Annotated in this window: 16 protein-coding genes; 5 read left to right on the top strand and 11 right to left on the bottom strand. The window is 38.5% G+C overall.

Annotated features, from left to right (window positions below):
- Positions 1-5: 5 nt before the first annotated feature.
- From R3E32_15475 to R3E32_15455, 5 genes are all read right to left on the bottom strand, one after another.
- Positions 6-1,157 carry a DUF2220 family protein gene (locus tag R3E32_15475; GenBank protein ID MEZ4886135.1) on the bottom strand — a complete coding sequence of 384 codons (1,152 nt, stop codon included), beginning with the start codon at positions 1,155-1,157 and terminating at the stop codon, positions 6-8.
- 52 nt (positions 1,158-1,209) lie between these two features.
- A complete protein-coding gene (locus R3E32_15470) occupies positions 1,210-1,833 on the bottom strand; it encodes a hypothetical protein (GenBank protein ID MEZ4886134.1) in 624 nt (207 codons plus the stop codon).
- A gap of 10 nt (positions 1,834-1,843) precedes the next feature.
- A complete protein-coding gene (locus R3E32_15465) occupies positions 1,844-4,810 on the bottom strand; it encodes an N-6 DNA methylase (protein MEZ4886133.1) in 2,967 nt (988 codons plus the stop codon).
- A gap of 8 nt (positions 4,811-4,818) precedes the next feature.
- Complete coding sequence (locus R3E32_15460) at positions 4,819-5,568, bottom strand: helix-turn-helix domain-containing protein (GenBank protein MEZ4886132.1); 750 nt, start codon at positions 5,566-5,568, stop codon at positions 4,819-4,821.
- Positions 5,569-5,713: 145 nt separating this feature from the next.
- A complete protein-coding gene (locus R3E32_15455) occupies positions 5,714-9,094 on the bottom strand; it encodes an SbcC/MukB-like Walker B domain-containing protein (protein ID MEZ4886131.1) in 3,381 nt (1,126 codons plus the stop codon).
- Between the two features lie 365 nt (positions 9,095-9,459).
- On the opposite strand from R3E32_15455, the gene R3E32_15450 reads away from it, so the two are divergent.
- On the top strand, positions 9,460-10,764 hold the full coding sequence (locus R3E32_15450) for an ATP-binding protein (protein MEZ4886130.1): 1,305 nt from the start codon (positions 9,460-9,462) through the stop codon (positions 10,762-10,764).
- 69 nt (positions 10,765-10,833) lie between these two features.
- Here R3E32_15450 and R3E32_15445 read toward each other — a convergent pair whose 3' ends face one another.
- The 6 genes from R3E32_15445 to R3E32_15420 form a co-directional block, all read right to left on the bottom strand.
- Positions 10,834-11,463 (bottom strand): DUF4194 domain-containing protein, encoded by a 630-nt coding sequence (locus R3E32_15445; protein MEZ4886129.1) that lies wholly within the window; start codon positions 11,461-11,463, stop codon positions 10,834-10,836.
- Between the two features lie 48 nt (positions 11,464-11,511).
- Positions 11,512-12,450 (bottom strand): Rpn family recombination-promoting nuclease/putative transposase, encoded by a 939-nt coding sequence (locus tag R3E32_15440; GenBank protein ID MEZ4886128.1) that lies wholly within the window; start codon positions 12,448-12,450, stop codon positions 11,512-11,514.
- A gap of 55 nt (positions 12,451-12,505) precedes the next feature.
- Positions 12,506-13,987 carry a DUF3375 domain-containing protein gene (locus R3E32_15435; protein ID MEZ4886127.1) on the bottom strand — a complete coding sequence of 494 codons (1,482 nt, stop codon included), beginning with the start codon at positions 13,985-13,987 and terminating at the stop codon, positions 12,506-12,508.
- A gap of 152 nt (positions 13,988-14,139) precedes the next feature.
- Entirely contained in the window at positions 14,140-14,541 is a 402-nt protein-coding gene (locus R3E32_15430) for a group III truncated hemoglobin (protein ID MEZ4886126.1), read from the bottom strand.
- 94 nt (positions 14,542-14,635) lie between these two features.
- On the bottom strand, positions 14,636-15,061 hold the full coding sequence (locus R3E32_15425) for a hypothetical protein (protein MEZ4886125.1): 426 nt from the start codon (positions 15,059-15,061) through the stop codon (positions 14,636-14,638).
- A gap of 117 nt (positions 15,062-15,178) precedes the next feature.
- Positions 15,179-17,662, bottom strand: a complete 2,484-nt coding sequence (locus R3E32_15420; GenBank protein MEZ4886124.1) for a heavy metal translocating P-type ATPase metal-binding domain-containing protein — start codon at positions 17,660-17,662, stop codon at positions 15,179-15,181.
- A gap of 514 nt (positions 17,663-18,176) precedes the next feature.
- Between R3E32_15420 and R3E32_15415 the strand changes: the two genes are divergently transcribed.
- From R3E32_15415 to R3E32_15400, 4 genes are all read left to right on the top strand, one after another.
- A complete protein-coding gene (locus R3E32_15415; GenBank protein MEZ4886123.1) occupies positions 18,177-18,563 on the top strand; it encodes a response regulator transcription factor in 387 nt (128 codons plus the stop codon).
- Between the two features lie 111 nt (positions 18,564-18,674).
- The gene (locus tag R3E32_15410) at positions 18,675-19,040 is read left to right on the top strand and encodes a response regulator transcription factor (GenBank protein MEZ4886122.1); all 366 of its coding nucleotides are present in this window, start codon (positions 18,675-18,677) and stop codon (positions 19,038-19,040) included.
- A gap of 16 nt (positions 19,041-19,056) precedes the next feature.
- On the top strand, positions 19,057-20,124 hold the full coding sequence (locus tag R3E32_15405) for a YaiO family outer membrane beta-barrel protein (protein MEZ4886121.1): 1,068 nt from the start codon (positions 19,057-19,059) through the stop codon (positions 20,122-20,124).
- Between the two features lie 147 nt (positions 20,125-20,271).
- A complete protein-coding gene (locus R3E32_15400; protein MEZ4886120.1) occupies positions 20,272-21,441 on the top strand; it encodes a HEAT repeat domain-containing protein in 1,170 nt (389 codons plus the stop codon).
- Positions 21,442-21,443 lie beyond the last annotated feature (2 nt).

The raw sequence follows: 21,443 nt of genomic DNA, 5'->3' as shown, positions 1-21,443 counted from the left end.
TTTTCCTACAAAATCTCCTCCAATCGCTCCAATAAATACCGATGGGTAATCCGCTCTTGTTCCAGCCTGTCCACTGCCGTTTCCTGCAAAAAGTCAAAAACTGCTTGTTCGCTTTCGGTCAAATTGGCTAAACTTTTCACCCTCGATGCCGTACCCGTCACTGCAAATTCAGCAAACGCCTCAAAAGTCGCTTTGTCCATCAGTAGCGATTCTGTTTGTGGAAAATACGCCCGCAATTGCGACAACATCTGAAAACCCTGCACGTCCATATCGCCCCAATAAAAAATATCCTTCTGCTCCAACCAAAGTACTTCTTTCAGCAACTCCACGCCAAAACCTTTTCCCCAGATAATCAAGCTATTCGGCACATTTGGAAAAGCTAAAAAAGTCTGTTTGTTTTCGACAATAAATACTCGGTAAGCAAACACCTCCAATTGCTGCAACTCGCTCAAAGTCAAACTCACATCTGTCACATAATCGGGAAAAACGGGCATCATGGCAGCATCCAAAATTCGCAGTCGAATCGTTGGCTCATCGTACTTCAAATAATAGCGTTCTTCAAACCTCGTTGTGTGGTATTTTATCGCCCAATCTTCCAAGAGTTCGTCCAACAAATCCTTCAAAATACCTTGATGCTGTTCGATAAACTTGGTATGCACTGCAATCGGCAATTGACGGACGTACAAATTGGGCTGAGGATGCGCCATAAAATAATGGCAGACCTTCAATAAATCTGCCCAAACACCTCGATGTTTCACCAACTTCAAAGGGTTCTCCAAGAGCCATTCCTTCAATTGCGGCAAAGATTGAAGGGTAAAAGCATAGACCTGCTGAAACTCCACAAATTCTTGCCCTTTCTTCAAAAATTTCAAATAATCCGCTTGTGTTTCAAACTCAATCTTCTTGGGCATAGACTGAACGCCCGCATGACGGGTATTGACCTCCTTCAATTCCACCGTATAACCATATCCCAACATTCCTTTGCCGCCCTTCAGCAGCTTTTGCAGCGCAGGAAACAATTGACTCAAAGGCATGGTACTCTTTCCTTTGCTGCCCTTTATTTCTAAAGGGAAAATGTTCTCGTTTTGCATGACTGCAATGAGGAAATTGGGGTAGAGGCGAAGGGCTTTTTTTTGGATTTGTTGAGGGGTGAGCATGGTTGGGAATGTTTGGTAGTCCTATTTTTGGGAATAATTTATAAAGAAGAAATTAAACTTTGACCCAAAAATGATGCAACCTTACCTTTGAATCATCCTCACGAAGATGAGCAGAAAGAAAAGCAGCAATATCATCCATTTTGAGTATTTGGAGTTGCTCTGAGGTTTCCCATTCAGCATCCAAAACCCATTGATTCACTTTTTTATGCCAAAAATCAAATTCATTTTCTTTAACAAAAGCAATCACTCCGCAATCAGAAAATGGAATATCTTCATTGTCGACCCCATGTTTCCCCTCTTTAAACCTTTGTATTCCTGACCCTTTTCCATAAACATATTCATACTCAAAACGTGGATGCTGTTTAGTTCCTTTTGGAGTAGGCAGCAATTTAGCTTCAATAACGAATATCAAAACTGCTCCTTTATAAACGCCAATATCAATAGTATGACTTCCCCATTGAGCATTTTCCCCTTGAAAATTATACTTAGCTTTGCAATGGTTAGTCATAAATACACAAAAAGCCTTTGAGTGCTGATTTTCATTCTTCTTCTTTTTGAGTACATTCTCAAACTCGGTTGATTGGGTAAACAAAGTAAAGGCATCACCAATGTAAGTGAGAAGCCTTTGTGTTAACTTATTTGGCTTTAATTCTCGAAATGTATCAATTCCATTCATTGTTCAACTTTTAAAAACCAGCTTTTTTCAAATCCATAAAGGTATCATCTGCATCTCGCAATGCAATAGATTGAAGCCAATATCTTCTATTTTTAGGTTTAATTAAAAATACACAATCATAACCATCAATATGCTGATATTTGCGGATAATTCTTTTGTGAATTATTCCTTGATTGGAATTCAAATTATTGAGTAAGATATCTATATCTAATTCAGAACCTTCTTCAACTCTCCTTTTCAAACCACCATTTTTTCCAAAACCAAATTGATAACTTATGAATGTTGGGGTTTGAAGAACTTGACCCGATTGCCATGAATTTCCATCTTCGGCATATATGTCATTTAAAGCATCACAATAAGTTTTTCCGAATGCGTCTAATTCATTTGGAATAATTGGAGTGTGTAAAATTTCCCCTGTTTTACTGATGGATTTGCCAAGATGACGGTAAAACTCCAAAACATCCTTAATAATAATTGCTTCCTCTTTTGAAGGGTCTAAATATCCTTCGTTTTGGGGATAAGGTAGATTGTCTATATCTTCTTTAACAATTGAAGTTTCATGATAAACCAATGCTTTAGAACTATTGGCTAAAATAAAAGCTCTATAAAGATTAGAGGTCATATCATTCTCAAAAAGTCTATTATAGATTTTGTATAGTTCTTTTTTTTCTTTCTCAGGAGCTGATATTCCAACAAAACTACTGTTAAAACATAAATATTCACTTACAAAAGCCATTGGAATTTTTGATTTTCTAAACACTAACTGGAAAATAATATGTGGTGGTTCAAACAATTCTTTACTCCGTTTATTCCAAAAATACTCTGTTTTAGGAATAAACTCTGTTTCATAGTTACCCAACTCATCAAAAGTTCTTGGCTTAATTCTAAGTTTTTTATTTAGAAATTTTGCTTGTTCATTATTTGAAATATCTCCATATTGACTTATATACCCATTATTATACACCCATTTTCTTTCTTTTACCTTTTGGTTTAAAAATTCACCTAATTTCCCCAGTAAACTTAATCGATAAACCAAATGAAACAACCTTCCTCCACCCAATAAATTCGTCTTCCAAACAAACTGCTTTTTATCATCAATTGCCCAATTCCAACGTACTTGATGCTTATCATAATAATCAATTTCAAATCGTATTTTCTTTTCACTTAATAGCTGCCGTTTTACAACTATGTGTTCAATAGCTTGAAATTTTGATAGAACTTTTTCAACTATAAGTGCTATAACAGGTGTATCAGCAGTTTTATGGAATAAATCACGTCTTAAATGTGTAAAATCATAAATTTTCTCAACAGTATATTTTGTAAAAACCTCTTTTCGGTATTCGTGTGAAGTGTCACTTTTGTTGTATAAAAAAACATTCGATGGAATAATCATACACACTTTTTGACCAAACAATAAAGCAGCCTCAAAAAATTTAAGAGCCAATTTATTTCCAGGCACTTTTTTTCCGCACAATTCTTGTAAATCCTCATTTGTAATTGTTCCTTTTTTTGAAGGGTTGAAAGGAGGATTTCCAATGACTAAATCGAACTCTTTTTCTTTGGCAAATTTTGCCCAATCCACAAAGTTGACTCCATGAATATTTCGTTCACTTAAATCTTTAAACTTTAGATTATCCCAAATCTCTTTTGGTGTCAGCTTATCTAAAAAAGCAATTGTTAATCCAAAAATACTCACCAAAGCTGCAACTTCTTCAATATCAACCCCAAAAATATTTTCTTCTAAAATTTTCTTGGCTACTATCTTGGTAGGATATTTGATTTCATCTGTTTTGTTCCATTTATTATTATTAATTGTCCACCATTGCAACATTCTTTTGTAAGCTGCTACCAAAAAAACACCTGAACCACAAGCGGGGTCTAAAACTTTAAATCTGTTATTTTTAAATAACTCAGGCTGGTCTAAGGGCATTACCTCGTCAATCAACAAATTAACCAAGGGTAAGGGAGTGTAAACAACTCCTTTTTTGGGCTCTCCTTTTCGTTCCGCCTCTGCTTGAATAAAGTTTTCATAAATGGCACTAATGACTTCGGCAGGTAGATGCTTGAAACTGTATTGTTTCCAAAGAAAACCTTGGTTTGTCCTTATATCAATATTTCCACTTAAAAATTTAGCAATAGGAGTTAAATCAGCCAAAGCAATTTCAACCAATTCTTGTTTTGTAAAAGTATTGAAAACTTTGCCGTTAAATTCCTTTGATAAATCTCTCAAAATCTTCAAACAAATCCCTTCCTTTAAAAGCCCTTCCTCAAAAGTTGCAACACGATATTTTTTATAGATTTTTCTCAGAGTATGTTTACCCTCATCGTCTTTTATATCCTCCAAGAATTTGATTAAAATAGAGGTAATTAACAACTTATCTATTGTCGCTTCTTTTAGTTTCCACGTTTTTATTTCTATAAGCTGCGTTCTTACTTGCATCAAATAATCCAATAGAAAAGCATAAGGTTGACTGTTACTATCAATTTTTTCTTGAAAGTCAGATTGTTCCCAAAATGTACCGCTTCCGAATAAGTGTGCTGCAAATCGAGTATCTTCAAACTCTTTTAACGCAGATTGAGCCAAAATCAAATCTTGATGCTCTAAAGTCACATCATCCTTTCCAACTCTCTTTGCAGGTTTTCTACCATTAATAATATCAATTCGGGTATCACCATAAATAATATAGATTTCTATTTTTCCAGCACTCCAAAGAGCCGCATGTAATTCTTTATGAGGTTGCGTATTGAAAAAAGAATCGTCTTGCTTGAAAATACAAACACTGGGAACTGAAAAGTAGGGCAGTTCGTCGGACTCTTTTCTATAATAACGCCTAAAAAAGACAGCATTAGCAGGAACATCTAATTTTTGGGCTTCCTCAATATATAGGCGTTCCACATTATTTTGAGCCTCATTCAAATTATGAACAAGCCCAGTTTGAGTGGTATATCCCAGTTTATGAAGAAAGTTATTTTTCATGATATTTATCAAGCTTTAACAGCGTTTAGTAATGCTATTTGTTGCTGAATGTCGTGTAATTTGTCTAACAAAATGTAATTCATGTCAATTTTGTCAGGAAATCCAATAAAAGCGACCATTTCCCATGCCTCTAAAACGTCTTTTGCATTTACAGTATAAGGCATAAACTCCGAATTATCAGAAGCCAAAAGTAGCAACTTATTTTTATCTATTTCACTGATTACCTTTTTAAAAACTACCCCTTTATTTCTTACGGCTACTATATAACGCTTCCCATTTTTCAAATCTCTCGCATGTTCTACAAACCTCCCAACTACAATATAACCACTTTGAATAGGAGGCATAGACTCTCCTTCTATCTCAAAAGCACGATAATTTCCTTCGGGTAGATTAGGCAAATAGAAACGAGGTAGTTCTGAGACATAAGTTATTTCTCTCATTTCCGAGACATACCCTGCAACTGCCTTAGCAGAGACAAATTCAATGTTGTTTTTTTGATTTGGAGCTATTGTTATTGGCAATATCCGAATATTATCTGATAATATATTATCCGCTTTTTCGGGTCTTTTGCGAAATAGTGGCGCACCAATATCTTTTGTCAGTAAGGTATCAGTAGTGACCTTATAGTATTGAGCAATTTTTAGCAAAAGGTTTGAGGGCAATTCCGATTTTGCTTTTTCATAATTGGCATAGGTCATGCGACTAACTCCTAATATTTTTGCAATATCACCTTGAGTTCGCTTATTTTTTGTTCTCAAATATTTTAAATTTGACCTAAGCATTTACAGAATTTTATACAAATGTAAAGAATTTTGTCATCAATAGCAATAAAATCTTACACCAGTGCATTTTATATAGCAAAAATCTAACCTAAAATTGATAAAACCAATAGATTGGATAAATCTATTCTTCCGCTCCCCTAATTCGCTCCTTCTCCGCCAAATACACCTTCATCGGCAAATCAAACACCTCCGAATTGCGTTTGTTTTTATTCTGCACAAAATGAACCGAATGAATATAAGGTTCTGCCAAATTGATTTTGTCCAAGGGAGTCACGACCATCAATTGCAGGTTCAACTGCTTGAACAATTCCATCGCATAGACCGAATTTTCGGGGTCGACCTTGCTGAATGCCTCATCAACGACTGCAAAACGAAACGAGCGGTGACGTTCGTCCTCATGTCGAATTCCAAACTGATAGGCAATTGCAGAAGCCAAAATCGTGTATGCCAATTTTGCCTTTTCACCTCCCGACAAAGCCTGAGAATCAGCATAATATTGACGCTGCACATTGTCCTCTCGATAGCGTTCAATAGCTGCAAACTCCAGCCAATTGCGGACATCCGTCACCTTTTTACGCCACAATTCATTGGCACTCAATTCTTCAATAATTACCTTGATTTTCTGAAAACTGTACTCCAATTCCTGTTCATCGCCCTTAATCAATTTGGCGGGGTCGGGCATCGCATCTCGGAGCATCTGTTTGAATTCTCGAATCGCATTGTCTCGTGATTTTTGGATGTCCAACTCTATGTAGGTTTGCGGATTGCTGTTGAAGTCAATGCCACGAAGCGAATCGTTGATTTGTTCGATGCTATCCAAAATACCCGATTCCTTGTTTTCCAAAGCCGTTTTGAAGTTGGCAATGTCAAAAATCAAACGCTCGTTCAACCAATCCTTGAAGCGTTTTTGGTATTGCGGCAAATCTTCATCCAAAACCTTTTGATACAGTTCCTCATAGTCTTTCAAATAACTCACATCGGGACGGAAATTCACCGTATCTGCCGTCCAATTTGGGTACTTCTCCAATACATCCATTGGAGGATTGATAAACTGCTGCATTCTTCGGGTCAAAGCCACTTCTTTCTTAGAACGGTTCTGTTCCAATTTCTCCTTTTCGCCTGTCACAGTGCGTTTTACTTTGCCTTCAATGCGGTTCACGGTTGAAATCGTTGGAGCTTTTTCGCCTATGAAAGACTTCAATTTTTGGCGGTAATTTTTGAAGCTCATGTCTTCATATTCTCCAATCAACTCCTGCGCTTCCTTCAATCCCTCTTCGTAATTCGACAGCGTATTTTGGAGCTTTGCCTTTTCTTCAATCAGTTGGTCTTTCTCCGATTCTTTGTCTTTGATGGCTCGTTTGACTTCCTCCAATTGCTGCTCCAATTCCTTCAATTGGTCCGAACTTTTCAACAATCGTTCTTTCTCTTTCTTCTGTTTTTCAATCTCTTGCACCACCGATTTCCAGTCAATTTCGGGAAACTGCTCAAAGCCACGAAAACGAGTCAATAAATCACGCCTTTTGTTGTGAGCAGACGCTACCTTTTTGTTTTCACGAATGACCGATTGTATTTGCTTCATTTCGCTCTCCAAATCCTTCATTTTGCGTTGAATCCGCAGAATCGTTTCTCGATTGTCCCAGCCCAAAATGTGGTTTTCTTTGGAGATACTTTCAGTACGGTCGTCTTTTTGGTGTTGGTAGCCGTTGCGAATCAAACCTTCGACTGTTGCTGCTTTTGTAGCTCGTTTGAAGTCCGTTGTTTTTGCAGTACAGGCATAATCGTAGTGTTGTTGCAGAAACAATTGCAGCCAATCGCTAAAGATGTGGTTTTGCTTAACTTCCACTTTCGCCAAAATGCTGTTTTTTCCCACCTTTGGAGCCATGATTTCCCCCGAACCTACACTCACTTTCTCGTACAGAATCTTGCCCTTCAAGTCGTTTTTCTGCACAAAATCGGTGACATCATCGTAATATTTTTCCTCTACCAAAAGCGACAAACCAATGGGTTTCAACAAAGATTCTACCACATTTTCCCAATCTGCTTCCGATTCAGGCACTTTCAGTAGCTCGGCTGCAAAAGGCAATTGTGCTTCTCGAAGGTTCAGTTTTTTCAATATTTTTTGGCGAATCGCTATTGAAGTCATCGGGATTCGGTTGGAGCGTTTTTGCAGCGAAACAAAACGTTCTTTCAGTTCTTCAAACTCTTTTTGTAGGTTTTGCAGATTGACCTGATAGCCAATTTCCAAGTCTCGCAACTCTTCCATTTTTTTCTGCAATTCGTCAATTTCGGCTTTGCCTTCGTCCAAAATTTTGTAAAATTGCTTTTCAGTTGGGTCGCTTTTTGAGCCGAGGCTTTTGGCGAGTTTGTTGTAGCGGTCAGCCTTCATTTGGCGGCTATTGCGCTCATTTCCCAAGAGTTGAATCTGTTTGTCAATGTTTTGCAGTTGGGTATAGAGGCGGTTTTTACCTTTCGCAATCACCAATTCCTCTTTCTTCAATTCCAAATCGCCCAATTCCTTTCGCACTTCTTCGACCTTTGCCGCCTTTCGGTGAATGTCTCCCTCCAATCGGGCAATTGCTTTGAGGTACAATTTCTCTTTTACTTCTGCAAAATAAGGCGCAACACTATCTTCCATTGCCTTTAAATCCAATAGATTGTCCTCCAGTTTGTGAAATTTCTGTCCGTCCTGTACGATGGGAGTTAACATCTTCAATTGCTCCTTTGCCTTTTCGATGGCTTTGTGGGCAGAGAGTAGGTTTTCGTAGTGAGCGTAGAGTTTTTCAAATTCCGTTTCTGTGTCGCTTTCTTCGAGCATGTTGGTGCGGATAAACTCATTGAGATTTCCCAATACCTTGATTCCCACCGTTTGAGCGAAAAGCGTCAATGCTTTTTCGGACTTCAATCCAAAGAGTTTGGAGAATTTTTGGCTGTATTTGGTGAAGCTGTCGTATTCTTCTGCCTTGTGTTTTTTCTTCAATACCCGCTTCCAAGTTCCCGCTGTATCCAAAGGTGTGAAATGGTCTTCAACAGTTAAGGCTTTGGGAATGATGAGATAGGCTCTTTTTAAGGAGTTGTTAGAGAACCAACGGACTTGTGCCAAGGTGAAATGTTGGCGGGTATCGCTATTGAAGAATACGCCCAAGAGAATCGAAAAATCGTTTTTAGTCCGCAAATATTGCGTCTTTGCGCCCAATTCATTTTCGTTTTGCACGGTCACATAAGCCCCTAATGTATAGGTGCTTTCGTCTCTTTCTCGCTTGCTGTTTGCGCCTGAAGATTGGTTGTAGTGGCGTTTGGAGGGAGGCACAAGGAGGGTGATGATGGCATCTACCAATGTCGTTTTTCCAGAACCATTGGCACCTGTCAGCAGCGAGTTTTTGCAGCTTGGAGTGAGTCGCCAAATCTGCTCATCGAATGTTCCCCAATTGAAGATTTCGACATAATCTAAGCGAAAACCACTGGATTGCTTTTTTTTGCTTGTGCCGTTGTTGTTGAAAAGCATTGGTTTGTTGAAGTTTTGGATTTTTTAAAGGGGCAAAAATACGGTATTTGTAGGGTTTGTTTGCTATTTTTGAGGATATTTTGGATGGCTATAAGAATGTGGAGGTGTAATCGCCCAATTTATTTACTGGTTACAAGTATAGTAAGCAAATACTGCCGTTGTTCAACACCTAATGGAGTTGTGGTAACTCTTATGCTGACTTTCTACAAATATTGTACTCCTAACGGAGTAACTTGGTTACCATAAAATCACCCTTGTATTTCCAAAGATAAACTTCAAAAAAAACCTTGTGTTTCTAAAGGAATAGTTTAGAAATAGCCTTGTATTTCTAAATTCTATTACGTATTTTTGTGGAAAAGCAAAAAATGCAACGAAATATTACCGCCAAATTATTGGCTTGGAAAAACCAATACAACAGAAAACCATTGATTGTCAGAGGTGCTCGACAAGTTGGAAAATCATGGTCTATTAGTGCTTTTGGGAAACAATTTTTTGAAGGACAATTACATGTTGTTAATTTGGAAAAAAGAGTGGACTGGCATTCTATTTTTGAGAGAAATTTGGATGCAGTCAGAATTTTGAGTGAACTGGAAATTGCTCTCAATACACGGATTGAAGTAGGGAAAGATTTGCTTTTCATAGATGAAATCCAAGCTTGTCCAAAAGCAATCAGCTCTCTTCGTTATTTTTATGAACAAATTCCAGACTTACATATCATTGCAGCAGGTTCGCTTTTAGAATTTGCCTTAGAGGACATTCCTTTTCCAGTGGGCAGGGTGCAAATGATGAATATGCATCCTATGAGTTTTGCAGAGTTCTTGAAGGCAATGGGGAAAGAACGCCTTGCTGAAATTGTAGAAAGTCCACCTGCAGAACAAGCCGAATTTATCCACAATTTGTTGCAAGAAGAATTGAAGCGTTATTTTTTTATTGGAGGAATGCCCGAATGTGTGGGTGCATTTATCAACACTGGAAAAATGGCAGATGTCCAACAGGTTCAGACAGATTTGATTGAAACTTATCGGCAAGATTTTTCTAAATATGCTCCTTTTTCGGACAAGCGTTGTTTGAACGATGTCTTGTTTTCGGTAGTGGGAAATGTGGGTCAGCAAATTAAATATACCCGTTTATCGGAAGATTTTTCGAGTCCTACCAACAAAAAAGCATTTGACCTATTGACGACTGCACGGGTTGTTCACAAGGTTAGGGCGACTTCACCTTCGGGGCTTCCTCTGGCAGCAAGTGTTTCGGAGAGAAAATTCAAAGCCATTTTGTTAGATATTGGATTGCTCGCTCGTTTGAGTGGCTTGTCGCTTGCTGTTGAATATCAAAAGAACCAACTATTGACTCTGTTCAAGGGGGCGCTTGCCGAGCAATTTGTAGGGCAAGAATTGTTGGCGAATGGACAAGAAAATTTGTTTTACTGGTCGAGAAATGCCAAAAGTAGCAATGCAGAAGTGGATTATTTGATTGCGAAAGATGGCAAGGTTATCCCGATTGAAGTAAAAAACAGTGCTGCTGGTCGTTTAAAAAGCCTTCACTTACTGTTGAATACCTATCCCAATTGTGAAAAAGGTATTGTTTTTTCAGATGCTCATTTTGGGGAAATACTTGAGCAAAAATTGGTGTTTTTACCTTTATATTTTGTTGGAGTAGTAGGGACGAATTGATTCAAATGCGAAATGAATATCGGCATCATTTGCAAAAAAACTATCTTACATTTTTCACTTGAATATAGGTTATTTCTTAACACCCTTCTCCATTTTCTCCCGAATTTGCTCCAAAATTTCATTGCTCACCTTTGCTTTAATGACCCGCATCACCTCATAAGTTTTCAGTTGGTCGTCAAAACCTCTCACCTTCACTTCCTTCAAAAATCCCAAACTAACAACGCTATTGATATAGGTGTCAAAACGTTGCAACAATCGAACTTTGTCGGCTTTGTCTTTGAAGAACAGTTCGATGCGTTCTTTGAGGTCTTGATTGGTGATGAATAGTTTGCGGGATTCGGTGTTTCGTACATCAAATTCCTCCAATGCTTCCCGCAATACGACACACAATAAGGTGACTTCGTAGGACAAGGGCATTCGGCGCACCAAACGAGGCGTTTTGTTGGTTTCGGTGTCGATTTCTTCGGGTTGACTCAAAAACGCAAATCCTTCTTGCTCATTGAGGTGCAACTCTACGCCGATGGTGGCAAAATATTGGCGGATTTGGTGCTGATAGGTAATCAACAAGTTCCAAAGCTTGCGGTCTTCATCGTAAATGACACTTTGTAAGAGTTTTACAAGTACGATTGAATAAGGAGGAATGGCATCGTTGGAGAGGTTGAATTCGGTGTTGGGGGGTATTGAAGTTGAAGGATTCATGTTATTTATGGCTTTGTGAATAAGGTGCAAAATTAGGTAAAACTGAAATTATTTCTTCAATTCCTTCCGAATCTTCTCTACAAAATTAACTGAAGCTCCCGTTAATTCTGAAATTTCTTCATTCGACCATTTTGGAAATTTGCGAATCATTCGGATTACTGTTGTTTTGATTGCTTCTATTTTTCCTTCTTTTCTGCCTTTTTTTTCTCCTTCCAAAAGAATCATATCATAAGTACTCATAGTCAAATCATTTAATTGTTTAGGTAATTTTTGAACCAAACCTACTATTTCTTTGCGGTTTAGCTCGGTGGTTTGTAGGATATAAACAACCACAATTTCCAAAAAGTTTCTACCTCTTTCACTTTCCAAATATTGTTCTGCATACACAAATAAACGTTCAAAATGGGCTTTGATATAGGCATCCTCTCGTCTGTGTTTGAGAGCCAATAAGGTATTGACCAAATATCCCATTTTCAATGCCAATAACTGCTCATCTGTATAATGAGTCAAGTCGGTGAGGTGGTAATCGAATTTCGGAATATAACGGGTTAGTGGGCCTTCTGTTCCTATTTTTGAAATCGGGAAATAGGCTGGGAAAGATTTATAGTTCCATTTCTTCTTGCCATGATACACAATAATAGGAATCGTCACAGTCAAAGTTTGTTGTTCTCGCAAATCATATTCCCAAGTTCCCGACAAGTAGCGAAGTAGTTGTAAATGAGGATATTTCTCTGGATAACTTTTGTGTTCAAACAACAAACTAACTCTTACATTCACCTTCGATTTCCAACGGCAATAGTAAACAATATCAGATAAATGTTCCTGTAATTCTTCATCAATATGCGAAGTTTCAGATAATTGGAGCGTTCTTAAGTCAAGGTTTTCAGAAATATCAGCAGGTAAGAATTGGTCTATATAATCTCGTGCAACCTCTTTTCTTGAAAAAGTCTCTTTGAAAAATTTATCATGCGGCTGTTTTGGGTTCATTGTTGGCTATTAATCAATAAATTAGATTTTGAAAAATGGAATTCACAAACACAACCTACCTTACATACACCAATTGCGGCAACCGAATCTCCTTCCGACTACTATCCTCCTCTCCTTTTCCTTCCATCTTCCAAGCAATTTCCTCACTAATTTCTGTATTAATCAAGTGTTTCTTCGACTTTGAAGCAATCGAAAAATAGGTAATCACTTCTGCCAAACCGTTTTGAATCGGGTAATATTCCACCACTTGCGAAAGGGTAACTTGGGCGTGGTACTTCAATAAATCGGCAATGTTCTGCTCTAATTCTTGGCGGTTCATCTCGAATTGGTCAAACAAGATGCTCAATTCAGCCTCTTCAAATTTATTGCTACCCAGTTCGGTCGGTTGATTGCGGAAGGTGGCCTCTTGTGGTTTTTCACCCAAAGGACGTTCCATTGGTAAGTTGATATCGGGCAGGTCTTCAATGCTGATAAACCTGCGTTTCCCACTGAATTTTTCGGGGTTTTCCATCGCAAAATTTTTGATAGCACTGATGACTTCAATGGCACGTTTGCGCTCCAAAATATCTCGTTCTACCAAAATTCGGCTCAACTTGTCTGCCAATAAACGGTTGGAATCTATCACCTTCTGTCCTGCGCCATGTAAGTAAACCTTGATTTTTCGGAGGAAATTGTCAGCATAATGGATGTCTCTTTGGCGGAGCAAATCATACATTTGTTCAATCAATTCCAAGAGTTCATCCTGTTTGTTGTCCGCCACCAAAAACTGCCAAAAAGCATAGAAACTTTTCCCCTGGTCAGAGTCCTTCAATTCGTCCGTTGCGTCCAAAGCGTAGCCCAAAATCTGCCCTTTGTTCACATCGACCTGAGTTTGTTTCTTGTAGATTTCGAGGGTGATGTCTTTGAAGTTGTGTTCCACCTCTTTGAAGTCGGAGAGTAGTTCACGAGCCACTTTGTTGACATTGTAGAAACGTTCCTTGATTTGGGTATCATTGAAGATTTCGACTTTTCCAGAGCGTTTGATTTGGCGGATTTGTTGGGTCAGTTCATCCCGTTGGGCCTCCAATTGGGCGATTTTTTGTTTGGGGTCGGCTTTGGAGTTTTCGATGAGTTCACGAAGCAGTCGGTAGATGTCTTTGAAGCGGGATTCTGTGCCGACAAATTCCCGTTTTTTTAGGGTGTCCATCCACTGAAAAACCTTTTCGGTGTGTGAGGTCAATTCGTGAATTGGTTCGCCATTTTCATCGGGATAGCGGGTCAGATAACGGTTGTCTTCGTGACACCAAGCGGCAATGTAGCGTTGTGCCAATGCCAAAGGGTCGGTTTCTTCTGTTCCTAAATAACTCAACTCATTGCTATCCAAGAGTTCGATGGTATCCGCCAATCGGTTGATTAATTCGTAACTCGAAATGGCAATGCGATTTTTTTGTTTGAATTCTTGGTACAAAAAACTGATAATCAATGGCGCACTAAAAGCACGCAACATTTTGATAGTAGGAGAGTTGGCTATCAAGCCTTTGACCTCATCATATTTCATGGGATGCTGTTTCTATTGAAGTATTGAAGGGGTAAAATTAGCAAAAGGATTTTTCTTTCCCTTTCAAAAAGTCAAAAATCACTATTTTTTCGACAAACGCTTTACCCTCAGCTTTTACTACCTTCAATACCGACACTTTATGCTTCAATTTCTCACTGCACAAAAAAACGACTCTCACTCGCTTCAATTTTATACAACATCAAACGCTCCATCATTTCGACTTTCTTCTTTGCGTCCTCCACTTTTTCTCCTTCAAAATGTGCGTCCAAAGTCTCGAAAAACAACTTTTTCCATTGACTAAAATGCGCTTGAGTCAAGGCTTCTTTTTGGTGCAAAGCAATGTGTTTCAATACAGGATTGCCCTTGTAACCGCCCACACCAAACAAAACCGCCTCCCAAAAATCGTACATCACAGGAATATGATGTTCCCACGAAAGCTGCACCACTTCCGTAAAAAAATGACCAATCACTTCATCCTCCCTCACCTTCGTATAAAAATCATCAATCAAGACTTTAATATCTGCTCGACCTTCAATGGCTTTTTTCGTGTTCATTTCTACCGTATTTTTGAAAACTTTTGAAGTTTATTTTTACAAGAATTTCAGCCTCATTGTAGGAGTGAATTTTACATAGAAAACTTCAAAAGTTTCATCTCCAAGATTTCAAGAAAGCAATCCCTCCAAATAGCAATAGCCCCAATTTGACGACTTCCGCCACAATATAGTACCAGTGCATAGGCGATTGAGGTGGCATTTGTCCATTTTGAATCATCACAATTCGCTCGCTCAAAAAGGGAAGCAGCACAAAAGTTTGTACCAACAAAATGGCGATAATGATGCCATAAGCGATATTGATTCTTTTGCTCGGTTTTATCATCCACAAAGAGCCTGCAATCAAAACCGCCAAAACCAGTTCCATTTTGTTCAGTACACCGAACACCAATTGACCAATGCCCAAACCCAATTCGAGGGTGATATTCGGAGCTTGAAACTTCAAAGGAGCTTCCATAAAGGAGATGCCCAACAACAAACCGCACCAAATAAAGGTGGAGGCTATCAAAGTGATTTTGCTCATACTCTTTACATTTCCTTCTTACTAATGCACGAATTTAAGATGCACGATTACAGGATTTTAGATATGTGACATTAAAAATATAAAATATCAAATATCAAATATCAAATATGATTTATCTTAAATCGAATCCCTATTCAAAACGTTTGACTTAAAATAGCTTACCCCCACCCCAAATACTACCACTGTAATCGAACTCAAGGGCATCAAAATCGCCGCTACAATTGGCGACAAGAAACCCTGAACCGCAAAGCCTATCCCAATAAAGTTATACAAAAACGACAGCACAAATGCCCCTTTCACTACCTTCACCACCTCCTCGCTATACGTCACAAAATCAACTAATTGTCCAAATCGTTTTGCTTCCACTATCACATCACAAGCGGGGCTGAAATTGTTGATGTTCTCGGAAACTGCAATGCCAACATTCGCTTGCTGCAAAGCCCCCGCATCGTTCAGTCCATCACCAATCATCACCACCCTTTGCCCTTTTTGCTGCAAAGCCTCAATGTAATCCAGTTTGTTTTGAGGAGATTGTTCAAAAAGCAACACTGCGTCCTTTCCGAATAACTGCTGCAAATTTGTCCGTTCGGTGTCTTTATCGCCTGAAATCACTGAAATTTGATGACCTTTTTGCAGCCCTTCAATGACCTCCTTTAAGCCCTCTCGATAAGCATTGGAGAAACTATAATAGCCCTTTGTTTCGCCATTGAAGCTCACAAAAGCGTGGGTTTCATTGGGGGAAAATAGATCATAAACCGCTTCACCCACAAAAGCCGCATTACCAATTTTTAACCTTTGCCCCTCTATTTCTCCTTCAATTCCCTTCCCTGCACTTTCTCCAAAAATAGCCAATTCTAAAATAGGAGCATCCTGCTGCAATGACTCACAAATTTGGCGGCTGATAGGATGCGCCGATTGTCGGGTCAATGTGCGAATCATTTGCTTTTCATTGACGGTCAAAGGCTTTCCAACATATAGAACAGCATTGTTTTGAGATTGGGTAATCGTGCCTGTTTTATCGAAAACGATATGGTCAATTGCCGCTAAATGTTCAACGACTGCCGTATTTCGGACATAAAAACCCATTCGCCCCAAAATCCGCAAAGCATTGCCAAGCGTGAAAGGCGTTGCCAAAGCCAAAGCACAAGGGCAGGCGATAATCAACACGGCTGCAAATATTTGAACCGCCTTGGCAAAACCCACAACTGACCACCAATAAAGTCCTGCAATTGAGGCAATCAGCAAAATCGTGGGGGTGAAAAATGGCACTATTTTATCGGCAAGTAAACTCAGCGATTGTTCTTCCTTTGTAGTCGTATAATCCTTATCAAAAGCTGAATTGTTCCACAATTGGGTGAGATAACTCTGCGATACTTTTTTGGTGAGTTTCAATTCTATCGCCTGCCCCAATTGCCGTCCTCCTGCAAAAATTGTTTTACCTGCTTCTACCTTCACCGCCTCTGCTTCGCCCGTCACAAAACTGTAATCAATCCTTGCCTCGCCTTTCCACAAAATTCCATCGGCAGGAATCAAGGATTGACTGCGAACCACAATCAGGTCGTTTTCCTGCAATTGGTCAATCGGTACGCTTTTTTCGATTCCTTCTTCCCGTCGAATAGCTGCAATCGGAAAATAGGATTGGTAATCCCGTTCAAAGGAAATTCGTCCGTAAGTCTTTTGCTGAAACCAACGTCCAATCAACAGAAAAAATATCAAACCCGCCAAAGAATCCAAATATCCCGCCCCTGATTGTGAGATTATCTCTAGCATGCTTTGCAGCAATAAAGACAAGATTCCCAAAGAAATAGGCACATCAATCGGTAAATTACCTCGGCGAATACCGTTCCATGCGGATTGAAAGTAGTTCGATGCACTGTAAGCCACCACAGGCATGGCCAGCCCCAAATTGAGGTAGCCAAAAAACTGGTGAAAATCGGCATCAAAGGTCTTGTCCAGTCCCAAGTATTCGGGGAAACTCAAGAGCATGATATTGCCAAAACAAAAACCTGCAATTCCCAACTTGTAGTAAAATACCTTACCTAAACCGACCGCTTCCGTTTGTTTTTCACTGAGTGAGTTGAGGTTGATGCTGGGTTCGTAACCAATTTGCGCCAACATTTGCACCAAGGACTTGAGGGATAGTTGACTTTCATGAAACTGAACATAAAGCTCCTTTTTTATGAAGTTAACCTTAGATTGCAACACTGCGGGCTGTATTTTTCGGAGGTTTTCTAAGAGCCAAATACAGGCTGTGCAGTGCATGTTGGGAATCGAAAAAGTAATTTTGGTTTGTTGGTCATCTGAAAAATCTATCAACTTATGGCGGACTTCAGGAAGATCTAAAAAATCGTATTGATCTGCGAAAAAGGTGTTTACAGAAAGGTGTTCTTCGCCTTCCTTCAATTGGTAGTAAGTACACAACCCATTGCCTTCGAGTATTTCATAGACGCTTTTGCAGCCTTCGCAACAGAAGTACAAAGGGTTTTCTGAAGTTGGGCTGCTAGTAGAAATACTGGTGTCTTTGCAGGTCAAACCACAGTGATAGCAGTCGGGTGTCTGCATGTGTGAAGTTTCGATATGTTGGATTGTTTGTGTCTTCATAATGGTAAGCAAAAGTCGCTTATTTTGCTTGTTTGTTGTATGACTTCGGTCATTGATAAAATTGATTTTTTGCAGAAAACTTTATTTCTTGTGCTATTCTGCTGTATTTCTGCAAAATGGTGTTACGCATTTAATCAGCAGTTTAAATTTTTCGGTTCTTTGACAATTTTTGTGGAGTCTCATTTCACAGATTTTGTTAAATGACCATTTTTTACTGTTACTTTTTCTTTGTAGCACAGTCACAAATATGATTATAATAAGCAGGTTGTCAAGGTTAAAATCATAGAAATGTCAAAAAAACATTTTGTCTTAAAAAAAAGGGAACTTCTTTAAAATTGGCACGTAGCTTGCTTAGTTTATAGCAAGTAGGAAATTGACCTTTGGTGATGGACACTACTTACTCCTAATCAAGTTTTTTCAAACAACACAACTTTAAACTTAGCTACTACTATTGCTTCAAAAAAAACAGATTGAAGTAGATGGAAGAGTTATATACCAACAAATGATTAATTATATGAAAGTTCTTATTGCAGAAGACCAACCAATGATATTGAAAGCATTGGTTTTTAAAATGAAAAAAGCAGGTTATGAAGTAATTGCAGCGATAGATGGGCAGCAAGCCATTGAACTTTTTGAATCAGAAAAACCAGATATGGTCATTACTGACCTTTATATGCCTTTTTCGACAGGCTTCGAGTTGATTACGTATATTCGAAAAAATTGCAGCAGCAGTGTTCCAATTTTGGTTTTGTCAAATGTAGGCTTGGAACAAACGATTGTAGATGTCTTTGACTTGGGAGCAAGTGATTTTGTTCAAAAACCTTATAGACCTAATGAATTGGTAATTAGAACCAAACGATTGATTACTAATAACCAAGGGCATAGTCAGATGGCAGCATAGTTTATTGAAATCATACTCTTTCTGTTACTAATATTCTGTCAAATATCTTAAAATTCAATTGTTTATGAGAAATACATTAAAATAACAACAACTAAAATTACACACACATACATGAAAATTCTCATTGCTGAAGACCAGCCGATGATTTTGAAGGCTTTGGTATTTAAAATGGAAAAAGCGGGTTATGAGGTAATTGCGGCAAATGATGGGTTTCAAGCTGTTGAGCTTTTTGAGACAGAAAACCCAGATATCGTAATTACCGACTTGTACATGCCTTTTTCGACTGGTTTTGAAGTGATTACACATATAAGAAGGAATTCTGAAAGGGATGTCCCCATTCTGGTTTTATCCACTGTTGGCGATGAGCCGATGATTGTAGAAGCTTTTGATTTAGGGGCAAGCGATTATATGCAAAAGCCATTCAGACCCAATGAATTGGTGAGTAGAATAAAAAGATTGATTAAAACATTGGATTAGAATAATTCAACCTCTTATGAGTAGAATTCACCCCATCATAAAAATGCAGTTTTTAACCTTTTGTATACTAAAATTACTGTTATTCAATGATTTGCAGGCGCAGGTAGATATAGATACTTTGTTTGAAAAAGCAAAAATAACTGCTTATGCAAAGGAATATACCGAGGCCATCGAACAACTGCAAAATATTCTTGAGATTCAAAACCATCACTTTGATGCACAGTTGATGCTATCGAGGGTTTTGGCATGGAACAAACAGTATGAAAAGTCATTGGAGCAAATTGAGGAATTACTGGTAAAATATCCTGACAACGAGGACGTTTTGCAATTTAAAGAAACGGTAGAAAAATGGCGAGAATCAGATAAGCAATCCAACTTCAATGAACATATTCAACTCAGCAATAATACGGATTTTTTACTGTCGAATCAGACAAAATGGCAATTTGCGAGTCTTGAGTATTACAGAAATATCCCTGATATGCCTTTGAGTGCAAGGTTGAATTATTCCAATCGCTTCGATTTGAAGGGAACACAGTTTGAAGTCGAGATTTATCCCAAATTTAGCAACCGCAACTATGTGTTTTTGTCTTTGGCTTATTCTGAATCAGTGCTTTTTGCAAACTATACTTTGGCGGCATCGCTTTTCCACAATGTCAAAAATGACTTGGAGTTAGAAGGAGGATTTCGGTATATTTTGTTTGACAGCAATACACCTATATTGGCGGGAGTGTTGTCTATTGGAAAATATACCCATAGCATCTGGGCAAACTACCGTTTTTCGCTAATCAAGGCAGGACGCTTCAATGGCCAGACACATCGGTTTCGGTTCAGAAGATACTTGCAAGACGAACACAACTACATATTTATGGATGCTACAGTCGGTACAACGGAAAGGGACATACAGGCTTTTGAAGCATTAGATGCCTTGAGAACCAATACTAAAAACATAAACATAGGAGTGAAAAAAGGATTAAGTAATAGACTGTACGCAACGATTGCAGTTGGCTATGAATTGACAACAAATGGTGAACAGCGAAAAACATCTATTTTATCTACAAATGTTGCACTAACACATCGGTTTTAAGTAACTTTGTGGACTTTGGGTAGTCTAAAAGATAGAGATTAAAAACGTTTTTTTAATGCTGAACCAACTACTATTACCAAACCCATGAAGCAACTCTCAAAAGTTTGTTGTTCTTTCTTATTGTTCTTGTGTTTTCAATCAACATTGATGGCACAGACACAAAAAGAGGTTTTGGGTATTACGGCGGAAGACATTGCATTGGATGAAAAAGAAAATCTTTTTACACATTACGACGAAAAAGTCGTTTTGTACTATCTCTACCTCACCATAGCAAGTTTTGTCGTAATGAGTGTCTCTTTGGTCAGTATCACCTGCCTTCGCAGACTGGCACATAACAAAAAGCAAGCAGAAATGGACTTGCTCACTGAAAAATACCAACATTATATTGCCGAACTTGTATCTGACGACTATGAGGATGATATGTTGCAAATGTTGGATGCAAGCGAAGAACAAAACCTAGCACTCAGTTTAGAAGACATTTCCAAACCCTTGCACCGAGAACTCCTATTGACAGAAATTCTTTCTATGCACAAATACATTGCAGGAAAATCAGCTTCAAAATTAAGAGAACTTTATTTGACCTTGGGCTTCAAGGAGGAATCTTTAAAGCAGCTAAAAAACCGCAATTGGCAGGTAGTCGTTAAGGGTATTTATGCACTTAGTGTGATGAATATTGTGGATGCCTACCCTCTTATTTTTGATTTGGTAGGTCACAAGCATCCCAAAATAAACGAAGCTGCAATGGTAGCCCATATTCAGTTATCTACAGACCCTCTCGCATTTTTGGACAATTACAAAGGCTTATTGACCGACTGGCACCAATACCGAATGCACAGTATGTTGTCAAAGTTGCCGATGGAAGAAGTTCCAAATTTTGATAGATGGATGGACAGTGACAACGAAAATGTGGTCGAATTTGTAATAAAAATGTCAGGATTTTTCCAACAGGCAGAGTTGGCACCAAAAGTTGCACGGTTTTTGCTCAATGATAGTCAAGCAATACAGTTGGCAAGCATTCGAGCTTTGTCTATTATTGGCACAGAAGAAGCAATAGAACCGCTCATAAATGTATTCAACGAAACAGAAGACAACCAACTGAAAATAGAAATTATCAAAACATTGGAAACCTTGACTTCTGACGAAAATCTTTCTTTCTTTGAACAACAGTTTAGCATCAAAAACTATGACCTTCAATTGGCTATCGCTAAGGCAATGACTGTGATTGGGGAAAAAGCGTCTCAAAGATTGGAGGAATTGAAGGGAAAATCATCGGAAGATATTCAAATGCTTATCAAACACGCACAAAAAACATACTAAAT

It is taken from the genome of Chitinophagales bacterium (assembly GCA_041392475.1).
Classification (GTDB): domain Bacteria; phylum Bacteroidota; class Bacteroidia; order Chitinophagales; family UBA2359; genus JAUHXA01.
This window is presented reverse-complemented; position numbering and strand designations above follow the sequence as displayed.